This window comes from Microbacterium sp. LBN7 (assembly GCF_045690345.1).
Classification (GTDB): Bacteria; Actinomycetota; Actinomycetes; order Actinomycetales; family Microbacteriaceae; genus Microbacterium.
The window spans coordinates 1,680,954-1,692,261 of sequence record NZ_CP147856.1 but is presented as its reverse complement, the minus strand read 5'-3'; the positions used below and the strand labels follow the sequence as shown (position 1 = coordinate 1,692,261).

Below are 11,308 nucleotides of genomic sequence, written 5' to 3'. Positions count from 1 at the left end.
ATCAGGCGTGGATGAAGTCGCGCCAGTTCACCGGCACACGTCCCTTCGGGCCCGGCGCGGGCTGATCGGCCGGATGGCTGGTCGGCGCGGCCAGCTCCGGTCCTTCGAAGGTCGCCTCGTCGACGAAATCCCAGAACCAGTCCTCGCCCGGCTCGAAGCTCTGGATGAGTCGGTGACCGGTCTCGCGGTAGTGGGCGGTGGCGTGCTGGCCGGGGGAGGTGTCGCAGCAGCCCACGTGGCCGCAGGCCGCGCAGCGGCGCAGGTGCACCCAGAACCCGCTCTGGTCGTCGCACTCCCGGCATCCGGTGCCGGACGGTGCTGCATTCGTGTCGATGTCGGAGGTCACGTCTTTCCCTTCAGAACGAGTGCTTCAGAACGCCAGTGCGCGATGGACGGATGCCACCGCGCTCGAACCTTCGCCGACGGCGGCCGCGACCCGCTTCATCGACCCGCGTCGCACGTCTCCGGCGGCGAACACCCTCGGAGCGGACGTCTCGAACGGCAGCGGCTCGCGACCGAGACCCTGCCACAGCTCCAGGGTCTGCACGCCCACGTCGGTTCCCGTGCGGATGAACCCCTCCGCGTCGCGGTCGAGCGTCGGGAGCCAGGACGTCGCGGGTGTCGCGCCGATGAAGCAGAACAGCCCGCGGGCGTCGACGTCGCCGACGGTGTCGATGCGCACGGACTCGAGGGTGTCGCTCCCGTCGAGGCCGACGACGTTCGACGAGGTATGCACGCGCACGCGCGGGTCGTCGGCGAGCCGGTCGGCCAGGTAGCTCGACATGCGCGTGCTCAGGTCATGGCCGCGAACGACGAGATGCACCGGGGAGCCGTGGGCCGCGAGGTAGAGCGCCGCCTGGCCCGCGGAGTTCGCGCCGCCGACGACCACGACGGGCTTCCCCTGCACCTGGCGCAGTTCGAGCGGTGTCGCGGCGTAGTACACGCCGGATCGCTCGAAGTCCTCCCAGCGGTCGAGCTCCAGCCGGCGGTACGCCGCTCCCGAGGTGACGATCGTGCTGCGCGTGCGGATCAGGCGGCCGTCGGACAGCGCCACGTCGAGCAGATCGGGTCCGATGCGCGACAGCCCGACGGCCTCGCACGGCGCATAGACCCGCACTCCGAACTTCAGCGCCTGCAGGATGGCCTGGCCGATCAGGTCGCCGCCGCTGACGCCGAACGGGAATCCGAGGAAGTTCTCGATGCGCGACGTGGCCGCGGCCTGACCGCCGGGGGCCACGGCATCCAGCAGCACCGTGCTCAGTCCCTCGGAGGCGCCGTAGATCGCGGCGGCGAGCCCGGCGGGACCGCCGCCCACCACGACCAGATCGACGATCTCGTCAGCCTGCGCCTGATAGCTGAGTCCCAGTCGCTCGGCGACGAGCCCCGGCGTCGCGCGCGTGAGCGGCTCGCCCTGGATGAAGGCGACCGGGAGATCGTCCATCGTGAAGCGGTGCGTGTCCAGAGCGCCCAGATCGCCGAGTTCTGCCGGCGTCAGAGCCACCGCCTTGTGCACCAGATCGAGACGCTCGGCGAAGCGGCGCAGCGCCAGGAAGTCGCTCGACGTCGTCGTGCCCAGGAACTTCAGCGTCATGGCCGCAGGTCCCGCGCGGAGGGATTCGCGGCGCGCCCAGAGGGCGTGCAGGATGACGTCGCACAGCTCGTCGTCCTCGTTCATCAGCGTCCGCAGCTCCGCTCGCGTCACGCGGTGCACCCGGCCCGGCTTCGTCACGCGGGCGGAGAGGAACGCGCCCTGCCCGTTCAGCAGTCCCAGCTCGCCGGCGAAGGTCCGCGGGCCCATCGTCGTGATGATGACCTCCCCCATCCACGGCAGGGCGTCGCGGAGCACCTCGACCTCACCGGATTCGATCGCGATGAGGTCGTACCGGGAATCGCCCGTGCGGAAGACGTAGTCGCCGACGGCGACATCCTGCGGGGTGCCGGACGCGACGAGACGCTGCCACTGGTCGTCGGTCAGCGTCGGCGACATGATCGGATCCATCTCGACCGGCTCGGCCTGCTCTTCGAATCCGCCCACCGCCGTGCCTCCGATCGTCGTGGCGTCCACGGTAGCCGTTCCGAGGGCACGGACTCCAGTGTTCGGCTCAGACCGCCGGGCGTGTACCCCGCGACGTTCCGATGATCGCTGCGATCAGGTCGGAGTGCTTCACCTCTGGCCCGCTGAACGAGCCGTTGTTCCTGCCGTGGCGGAGCACCTCGACGCGGTCGGAGACCGCCTGGATGTCGCCCAGGTTGTGACTGATGAAGATCACGCCGAGGCCCAGGTCGCGCAGGCGCTCGATGTGGGTGAGCACGTCAGCGGTCTGCGCCACGCTCAGCGAGGCGGTGGGCTCGTCCAGCACGACCAGGCGCGGCTGGCTGATCAGCGTGCGTGCGATCGCGACCGCCTGCCGCTGCCCGCCCGACAGCGTGCTGAGCGGCGCCCGGATGGAGGGGATGCTCGCGCCGAGGTCGTCGATGGCCTGACGTGTCGCCGACTCCATGTCTGCCTCGCGCAGCATGCCCTTCGAGGTGCGCAGCTCGCGGCCGAGGAAGACGTTGGCCGTCACGTCGAGGTTCTCGCAGACCGCCAGGTCCTGGAAGACGGTGGCGATGCCCAGCGTGTGCGCGTCGGCGGGCGAGCCGATGTCGACCGTCTCTCCGGCGATTCGGATCTCGCCGTCGGTCGGGTCCAGCGCCCCGGAGATGATCTTCGCGAGCGTGGACTTTCCGGCGGCGTTGTCGCCGATGAGACCGACGACCTCGCGCGCGTTCACCGTGAAGTCGACGTCGACGAGCGCCTCCACGGCGCCGAAGCGCTTCGTGATGCCGTTCATGGCGAGCAGCGGTTCCGCCTGCGATGCGGTGATGCTCATGTGCGGTCCTCGAGCAGCTGCGACGGATCGGTCGCCTGGAGGATGTGGATCGTCGCGCCGACGAGCACCGCGTCCTTGCCGAAGGAGGTGGGGACCGGGTCGCGGCGAGCGGCTCGGCTCTGGGGTGCGTGATCGCGGACTGCCGAGGCGAAGGGCAGGAGGAAGATCGGTCCGGCATCCACCAGCTCTCCGCCGACGGTGATGACCTCGGGGGCGACCGACTGGCAGACGCCGGCGACGACTCGACCGAGCAGCGTGGCGGCATCCGCGATCACGCGCGCGCAGCCGGGGTCTCCGGATGCCGCCTGCGCGATCACATCCCGGAAGGTGACCTGGCCGTACGTGGCACGCAGGGGCGCGGTGATGGCCTCGGCGCCGACGAGCGTCTCGAGGCAGCCGCGCTGCCCGCAGGCGCAGATGGATCCGGACGGATCGACCTGCACGTGTCCGATCTCGCCCGCGGTGCCCGAGCCTCCGCGGTAGAGGCGAGAACCCAGCACGATGCCGGCGCTCGTCGTGTACGAGGCATGCACGAACAGGCTGTCCTCGACGTCGCGGGCCGTGCCGAGGGTGGCCTCGGCGAGAGCGGCGAGGTTCGCATCCTTCTCGACGAGCACCGGGCAGCCGAGACGCTGCTGCACGACCTCGGCGACCGGCTGATCCTCCCACCGGCGCATCACGCCGCGGTAGGCGATCAGTCCGGATTCGGGGTCGATCGGTGCGGGAACCGCGATGCAGACGCCCACCAGGTCGTCGGCATCCGCCGCGATCATGGCGAGCATGTCGATGAGGAGCAGGGTGATGCGATCGAGCACCGTGTCTTCGGCGTGGTCGGCCGGAAGCGGCATCGAGCGATCGGCGAGAACGTCCTGTCCGACGTCGCTGAGTCGCACGCGCATGCTGCGGCTGCCGATCTGCACGGCGGCGACGAGCCCCGCCCGGCGGGCGATCGTGACGAGCTGGGCTCGCCGCCCGCTCCGCGAGGTGGGGTGCGTCTCCACCAGACCGGTCTGCGAGAGCTCCTTCACGATCGCCGACACCGTAGCCGTCGACAGGCGCGTCGCTTCGGCGAGCTCGACCTGAGTGAGCCCGCCGAAGCGCTTGACCGCATCGACGATCTTCGCCGTGTTGGCCTCGCGCAGTCCCGACTGGGAACCGCCGGGCCATCTGCTCATAGCGGGAGCCTACCGCGCAGTGCCGTCGTCGCCGAGGTCAGCGCGCGGCTCCGGCGCGACGCTTGTTCCAGACGTCGAACGCCACGGCGATCAGCAGCACGAGACCCTTCACGACCTGCTGGGTCGCCTGGTCGAGGCCCATGAGCTGCATGCCGTTGCTCATCACGGCCATGATCAGGCCACCGATGATGGCTCCGCCCACGCGGCCGACGCCACCGGTCACCGCGGCGCCGCCGATGAAGCAGGCCGCGATCGCATCGAGCTCGAACATGTTGCCGGCGCCCGGCTGCGCGCCGTTGGTGCGAGACGAGAAGACGACACCGGCGACGCCGGCGAGCATGCCCATGTTGACGAAGATCCAGAAGTTGATCTTCCGCACGTTCACGCCGCTGAGCAGGGCCGCGTGCAGGTTGCCGCCGATGGCGTACACGTGGCGGCCGAACACGCTCTTCTGCGTGATGACCGAGTACGCGATGATCAGCACGGCCAGGATGATCAGCACGAAGGGCAGACCGCGGCTGATCGACAGCTGGTAGCCGAACCACATCACGACGGCGGCGACGAGGGCGATCTTGACGATGAACCAGGGCAGTGCCTCGATCGTCTGCTGATGCGCGATCTTGGAACGGCGTGAGCGCACCTGCCAGACCGCGTACCCCACGACGCCGAACGCGAAGATGGCGAGCGTGAACACGTCGACGCCGTAGCCGCCGAAGAGTCCGTTGATGAACCCGTTCGCGATCTGGTAGTAGGTGCCGCCGAACGGCGAGAGCGAGACGTTCTGGAGCACGAGGAACGTGAGTCCGCGGAAGAGCAGCATGCCGGCGAGCGTCACGATGAACGCCGGGATGCCGACGAACGCGACCCAGAAGCCCTGCCAGGCTCCGACGAGCAGACCGACCGCGATCGCCGCGATCACGCCGACCCACCACGGGTACTGCCCGCGGATCACGACGACCGCGGCGACAGCGCCCGTGAGCGCCACGACCGAGCCGACCGAGAGGTCGATGTGCCCGGCGATGATGATGATCACCATGCCGATCGCGAGGATCAGGATGTAGGAGTACTGCAGGATGATGTTGGTGATGTTGCCGGGGGAGAGGAACGTCGGGTTCAGGATCGCGAAGAAGGCGACGATCGCGACGAACGCGACGAGGATGCCGCTCTGACGCAGATTCCGCGTCGCGAGACTCATCAGGTTGCTGACGCCGTTCATGATGCGGCCGTCCTTTCGACAGTCATGAGGTGCATGAGGTTCTCCTGGGTTGCCTGGGCGATCGGCACTTCGCCGGTGATCCTGCCGAAAGCCAGTGTGTAGATGCGGTCGCAGATGCCGAGGAGCTCCGGCAGCTCGGACGAGATGACCAGCACGCCCTTTCCTTCGGCGACCAGTCGATTGATGATCGTGTAGATCTCGTACTTCGCCCCGACATCGATCCCGCGGGTCGGCTCATCGAGGATGAGGACGTCGGGTCCGGTCTGGATCCATTTGCTCAGCACGACCTTCTGCTGGTTGCCGCCCGAGAGGTTGCCGACCATCTGCAGGACCGTGGGCGACTTGATGTTGAGCTCGGCCTTGTACTGCTCGGCGACCTTGAGCTCGCGGTTGGCGTCGATCCAGCCGCCGGGGCTGATCATGCGCAGCGACGCCATCGTGATGTTGTGACGGATGTCGTCGATGAGGTTGAGACCGAACTTCTTCCGGTCCTCCGTGGCGTACGCGATGCCGGCGCGGATCGCCGCGCTCGTCGTCGAGGTGTCGACCTGCTTGCCGCGCACGAACACCTTGCCGCTGGCGTTGCGTCCGTAGGTGCGGCCGAAGACGCTCATCGCCAGCTCGGTGCGTCCGGCGCCCATGAGGCCGGCGATGCCGACGACCTCGCCGGCGCGCACCGTCAGCGACGCGTCGTCGACCATGACGCGGCCGGGCTGCGTGGGGTGATGCACGGTCCAGTGCTCGATGCGGAGGACCTCGTCGCCGATGTCCGGCGTGCGCTCGGGGTAGCGGTTGGCGAGGTCGCGGCCGACCATCGCGCGGATGATCGTCTCCTGCGTCGACTCCGGATCGCTCATGTCGAGCGTCACGATCGTCTTGCCGTCGCGGATGACGGTCGTGCGGTCGGCGATCGCGGCGATCTCGTTGAGCTTGTGGGAGATGATGATCGACGTCATGCCCTCGTCACGCAGGCGTCGGAGCAGGTCGAGCAGGTGAGCGGAGTCGGTGTCGTTCAGCGCCGCCGTGGGCTCGTCGAGGATGAGCAGGCGCACGTTCTTCGAGAGAGCCTTCGCGATCTCGATGAGCTGCTGCTTGCCGACGCCGAGCTGCGACACCGGCGCCGTCGGGTCCTCGTCGAGGCCGACCTGGGCCATCAGACGGGAGGCCTCCGCGTTGGCGCGGTCCCAGTCGATCAGTCCGCCTCGGCCCCGGCGCTCATTGCCGAGGAAGATGTTCTCGGCGACGCTGAGGTGCGGGATGAGGGCGAGCTCCTGATGGATGATCACGATGCCGACGCTCTCGGAATCGTTGATGGAGCCGAACGTCGCCTCTTCGCCCTCGTAGACGATCTCCCCCTCGTAGCTGCCGTGGGGGTAGACGCCCGAGAGCACCTTCATGAGCGTGGACTTCCCCGCGCCGTTCTCTCCGCAGATCGCGAGGATCTCGCCGGGCTTCACATCGAGGTCGACGCCTTGGAGGGCCTTCACCCCCGGGAAGCTCTTCTCGATGTTGCGCATCTCCAGGATGGCTGTCGTCATGGACGGTGTCCTTCCGATCGAGCTGTGGGGCGCGCGGCCGTCCGGCCGCGCGCCCCACGGTCAGGGACTATTCGGCGACGCCTGCGTCGACCTCGGCCTGGGTCCAGTAACCGGAGTCGATGAGGAGCGACGTGATGTTGTCCTTGTAGACGATGTCCGACTGGAGCAGGTACGACGGGACGATCTTCACGCCGTTGTCGTAGGTCTTCGTGTCGTTGGCCTCGGGCTCGTCACCCTGGAGCATGGCCTCGGCGACCACGACCGACTGCTCGGCGAGCTTGCGCGTGTCCTTGAAGATCGAGGCGAACTGCACGCCCTGGTTGATCAGGCTGACCGAGCCGATCTCGGCATCCTGACCGGTGACGATCGGGAGTCCGGCCTCGATGTTGGCGCCGAGTCCGCCGGTGCCCTGCAGCGCCGTGATGATGCCTCGCGAGAGACCGTCGTAGGGCGAGAGCACTCCGTCGAGCTTGGTGCCGTTGCCGTACGTCGAGGTCAGCAGGTCTTCCATGCGCTTCTGCGCCGTCTCCTGCTGCCAGCGCAGGATCGCGGCCTGCTCGATGTCGGTCTGACCCGACGGCACTGCCAGCACGCCGTCGTCGATGAAGGGCTGCAGGGTGTCGATCGCGCCCTGCCAGAAGAAGTGCGCGTTGTTGTCGTCGAGGGATCCGGCGAAGAGCTCGATGTTGAACGGGCCCTTGACGTCGGTCTCCTTGCCGTCCGCGTCGAGCACGCCGAGGCCCACGAGCAGCGAGGTCGCCTGCTGGACCCCGACCTTGTAGTTGTCGAAGGTGACGTAGAAGTCGACGTTCTCGCTGTCGCGGATCAGTCGGTCGTAGGAGATGACCGGGATGTTCGCGGCCGCTGCGGCGTCGAGCTGCGAAGAGAGCGCCGTGCCGTCGATGGCGGCGATGATCAGGAGATCGGCGCCCTTGGTGATCATCTGGTCGATCTGCTGACCCTGGGTGGGGATGTCGTCGCCGGCGTACTGCAGGTCGACCTGGTAGCCCGAGTCCTCGAGGCCCGCCTCGACGGCGCTGCCGTCGGCGATCCAGCGCTCGGAGGTCTGCGTGGGCATGGACACGCCGATCAGCAGGTCGCCCTTGTCGACCGAGCCCTTGTCGTCGCCGCCGCCCGCGGAGCCGGCGCCGCCGCCACCGCATCCCGCGAGGGCGAGCGCCCCCACCAGGCCGAGTGCGGCCAGTGCATACTTCTTCTTCATTCCGAGCTCCTTCGCTGTGAACGGCGGCGTCGTTCTCGACGCCGTGCGAACCCGCTTCGGTGATGGTTCGCTTGAGCAACTTTCTTGAGTTCGAGACTCGAAGTCAAGCAGCTGTGATGGTTTCGTTACATTCGCGAGATCATCCATCGAACGTTGAAATCTCGGGAAAGGCTTGTTCGTGCAGAGTTCGAGACGTGAAGACAGACGGTTCGTCGTACCGCGTGCAGGCACGTCTTCCCCGCCATCGTATGTTGACGTCGACATGTGGAGCGAGCGCGACGCTCATCCGTTGAGGTGGCGAGCCGGAAATGGGAGTGCCTGCTGAGGAGACCGCTTCCACCCTGAGAAGGGCCGAGCCTGGAGTGCAGATCGCTTTCACCGGGAGACCCGGGATCTGTGTAGTTACGAACTTGTTATCGACTTCTCGTCGCGCTGGAATCTCGGCATCCGCTATTTCTTAGCTATGCGGCCGCAGTACCTCCGCAGCTCGTCCTTCGAAGGGTCCGCGTGTGGTCGGTGTTGTTCGAGGCATCCTCGCCTCGCTGCCTTGTCGCTGCGCTCGTTGTGATCGCCCCGGATTCGGCGGCGGTGGCCGACGCGATGATCGCGTAGAGGATGAGTTCAGGGCCCCCGGCATCCGCACCGATCGAGAACCGCGACATCCCCGAGAACGGCCAGCGGTCAAACGAGGATGTCGAGCGTTGGGGTGGTGAGCCCGATGAAGCATTCCATGATCATGGTTTTTGATTGCATTGTCTTGTTCGCTCTCTTTGCATTCAGGTCGCTATATTTGTTGGTGTTGATACCCGTAACCTTCCTTGGATGGATCTTCGTCCACGCGTGGTGGCAGAAATCTAGTTATGGCGCGTGTTTGGGTTGGTGCGACTGGAATATCTTTGTGCTTCTCGTGACCGGATTAGTTGGAGCCCGCATGGATAGGTACGGTCGAGGTATGCGTCATGTCAGGCTGGTAGATATGAGCGCAGTGTCACACAGAGTGGGACGAATGGGGCGAACGCTAAGTAACCTGGAAAGTGACTCATCGCAATTGAGGATATGACCGGGGTCTGATCCAAACCAGGTTGCGGGAAATCAAATCTCTGGCTAATGCACGAGGCGCCCACAATTCGGAATAAAATCCACTCGATGGAGTGAGGCGATATGCGAGATAGGCCCCTCAGGGCAGTGTCTGTGATCCTCTTGCTCCCGATCGTCGTCCTTAGTGGGTGCTTCATGGGGTCAGGGAATGAGGAACCGATCTCGGTGACGCTGCGAGACGGAGAATACGTACTTCATTGGTGTGGTGACGCGACCGAAGAGTACAAATACCTCCAGATCAAGTTCGCAGAATATGCGCCGGATCGAGTGGACGGTGACGCCTTTCGGGGAGCAGGACTCTTCTCGCTCAATGCCGGGGATGAGTTCACGGTATCGTCGCCACCGTCCGGGGTCGTGCCCAGCGTTCAGAGCCAGATCCCGGTGTCCGAGAATGCGTTGCAGCTGTTCCTGCGCACGGGTTCGTCAGAAGATGAACTCGACGGGATTCGGGCGATCTACCGCATAGACCACCCATCCGACCTTCAAGATCGGTGGCTGTACCCATCGGGCAGCATCGAGGACGAGCCCTGCGCGATGAGGGGAGCGACGGGCGGAGGCTGATGATGCTGAAGTCGAGTGCAGAATCGCCACCCTGGGCGGAGGATTCCCGGGTGCCGCCCGGGCCGGAGGCTCAGCTTTGTGGTTGCCGCGCGGACAGTGACGACGACCCGGCAACTCGGTATGCTCATCGACAGGTGATGGTGACGACCTTGTTCCATCTCGGCGGACCGACCAAGGCTGGCAACGCGGCCGGAGTGGGCGAAGCGATGTTCTCCTTCGCGCAATCTGCGGCGCGGCAGTTCGTCCCTACCAAAGAGAGGTCGCGGATTTGAGGCCTCTGATACCGCAGCTGTACGTGGTCGACTACGGGTCGTGGGTCGTATTTCTCGTAGTACTACTAGCAACCCCACTTCCTTTCTTGACGCTGGGCCACGTGACTCTCGGCAGCTGTGTTGCGACCCTGATCATTGGCGTGACTGCGGTTGGTTCGCTCGTCATGATCTTGATGCGCGGTCACGGACTCCGCCGGCTGGCACGAAAGGTCGCGGAGCGACGCGACGGGTGGGCAATCGCTTTCGACGAAGCGCAACTCCAGAACGGCGGCGGAGTTCCTCGCCGGGAGTTCAGGAATGGATCGATATGCGTCGATCCAAGTGGCGAGATCAGCGTTTGGGAGGGGCATGGAGAAACCCCGGTCGCTGCGTACTCGAAGGAGAGTGTCGTCGTCGCACACAGCACGCACGCCTACAGATTCTTCTGCTACGCCATGATTGTCGTCGACCTGACTGACTCGCGCAGGCTGACGATTCGTCCCCTCAAACCTCGGGGACCATCATGGCGGGTCGGCATGACGCGTCGAGAGAGCATAGACGCCGCCTCTCGTATTTCCGGAAGTGCTGACTCTGGTGCCACGTAACGGATCGGGACTGCGCGGGCCTCGCGTAGAAGAGATCGATGCGGCGATCGCCGACATTCGGGCGGCGATCGCTACGCGGTGAAGTAGCTGCTCGTCGCGTTGTCGAGGATGCGCTGCATGCCGTGCAGCCAGTTGAGCTTCAGTGCCTCGACGGCGCCGGGGATGTCGCCCGCGGCCAGGCGGCGGGCGATCTCGGCGTGTTCGGCGGCGACGCGCTCGACCTTCACGTCTTCCGGGACGAGCAGCGACTCGTAGCGGTGGAAGGAGCTGCGCACACTCTCGATGACCGCCAGCAGACGCGTGTTCGGGCAGGCCGACAGCATGACGCTGTGCCACTCGTCGTCCTTGGTGATGACGAGCTGGTGCTCGACGAGCTCGTCGGCGAAGGCATCCGCCATCTCCTTCAGACGGATGCCGATCTCGCGCAGCTCGTCGGGCGGGCTGAGCTCGAGCGCGAGGCTCTCCAGGGCGGCCATGACGGGAGCGAGGTCGCGGAATTCCGAGGCGCTGAGCGGCACGAACCGGAAGCCCTTGCCGTTCTCGCTCTCGATCTGGCCCTCGGATTCCAGGGCGATGAGTGCTTCGCGCAGCGGTGTGCGGCTGACACCGAGCTCGGTGGCCAGCTGCACCTCGTTGATGCCCTCGCCGGGCTGCACGAGGCCGGCGCGCATCCGCTCCAGAAGCTCCGCACGCACCTGCGAGCGCAGGTTCCTGCGTTCGATCGCCATGCCTCTCCCGTTCTGCCGCCTGCCCGTCAGCCTATGGGTTG

At 66.2% G+C, this 11,308-nt stretch carries 9 protein-coding genes; 1 reads left to right on the top strand and 8 read right to left on the bottom strand.

Annotated elements, in window-relative coordinates:
• Position 1: 1 nt before the first annotated feature.
• The 7 genes from LBN7_RS07995 to chvE all read right to left on the bottom strand — a co-directional run bounded on the left by LBN7_RS07995 (position 2) and on the right by chvE (position 8,024).
• Positions 2-346: a UBP-type zinc finger domain-containing protein gene (locus tag LBN7_RS07995; RefSeq protein WP_341946649.1), complete on the bottom strand. Its 345-nt coding sequence runs from the start codon at positions 344-346 to the stop codon at positions 2-4.
• A 24-nt stretch (positions 347-370) separates the two neighbouring features.
• Positions 371-2,065 carry an FAD-dependent oxidoreductase gene (locus tag LBN7_RS07990; protein ID WP_407361463.1) on the bottom strand — a complete coding sequence of 565 codons (1,695 nt, stop codon included), beginning with the start codon at positions 2,063-2,065 and terminating at the stop codon, positions 371-373.
• A gap of 37 nt (positions 2,066-2,102) precedes the next feature.
• Positions 2,103-2,873, bottom strand: coding sequence for an ATP-binding cassette domain-containing protein (locus tag LBN7_RS07985; protein ID WP_407361462.1), 771 nt, complete (start codon positions 2,871-2,873; stop codon positions 2,103-2,105).
• On the bottom strand, positions 2,870-4,048 hold the full coding sequence (locus tag LBN7_RS07980) for an ROK family transcriptional regulator (protein ID WP_116636082.1): 1,179 nt from the start codon (positions 4,046-4,048) through the stop codon (positions 2,870-2,872). Before LBN7_RS07980 ends, LBN7_RS07985 begins: the two co-directional genes overlap by 4 nt.
• A gap of 37 nt (positions 4,049-4,085) precedes the next feature.
• On the bottom strand, positions 4,086-5,264 hold the full coding sequence (mmsB, locus tag LBN7_RS07975; protein WP_116636081.1) for a multiple monosaccharide ABC transporter permease: 1,179 nt from the start codon (positions 5,262-5,264) through the stop codon (positions 4,086-4,088).
• Positions 5,261-6,802, bottom strand: coding sequence for a multiple monosaccharide ABC transporter ATP-binding protein (gene mmsA, locus LBN7_RS07970; RefSeq protein ID WP_341946647.1), 1,542 nt, complete (start codon positions 6,800-6,802; stop codon positions 5,261-5,263). Before mmsA ends, mmsB begins: the two co-directional genes overlap by 4 nt.
• A gap of 67 nt (positions 6,803-6,869) precedes the next feature.
• Positions 6,870-8,024: a multiple monosaccharide ABC transporter substrate-binding protein gene (gene chvE, locus LBN7_RS07965; RefSeq protein WP_116636079.1), complete on the bottom strand. Its 1,155-nt coding sequence runs from the start codon at positions 8,022-8,024 to the stop codon at positions 6,870-6,872.
• A 1,263-nt stretch (positions 8,025-9,287) separates the two neighbouring features.
• Between chvE and LBN7_RS07960 the strand changes: the two genes are divergently transcribed.
• A complete protein-coding gene (locus LBN7_RS07960) occupies positions 9,288-9,683 on the top strand; it encodes a hypothetical protein (protein ID WP_407361461.1) in 396 nt (131 codons plus the stop codon).
• A 927-nt stretch (positions 9,684-10,610) separates the two neighbouring features.
• Here LBN7_RS07960 and LBN7_RS07955 read toward each other — a convergent pair.
• Complete coding sequence (locus LBN7_RS07955; RefSeq protein WP_116636077.1) at positions 10,611-11,267, bottom strand: GntR family transcriptional regulator; 657 nt, start codon at positions 11,265-11,267, stop codon at positions 10,611-10,613.
• Positions 11,268-11,308 lie beyond the last annotated feature (41 nt).

Bases quoted from the DNA above. Each gene is read 5' to 3' on its own strand.
- LBN7_RS07985 (WP_407361462.1), bottom strand. From the start codon at position 2,873: ATGAGCATCACCGCATCGCAGGCGGAACCGCTGCTCGCCATGAACGGC.
- LBN7_RS07980 (WP_116636082.1), bottom strand. From the start codon at position 4,048: ATGAGCAGATGGCCCGGCGGTTCCCAGTCGGGACTGCGCGAGGCCAAC.
- mmsB (WP_116636081.1), bottom strand. From the start codon at position 5,264: ATGAACGGCGTCAGCAACCTGATGAGTCTCGCGACGCGGAATCTGCGT.
- mmsA (WP_341946647.1), bottom strand. From the start codon at position 6,802: ATGACGACAGCCATCCTGGAGATGCGCAACATCGAGAAGAGCTTCCCG.
- chvE (WP_116636079.1), bottom strand. From the start codon at position 8,024: ATGAAGAAGAAGTATGCACTGGCCGCACTCGGCCTGGTGGGGGCGCTC.
- LBN7_RS07955 (WP_116636077.1), bottom strand. From the start codon at position 11,267: ATGGCGATCGAACGCAGGAACCTGCGCTCGCAGGTGCGTGCGGAGCTT.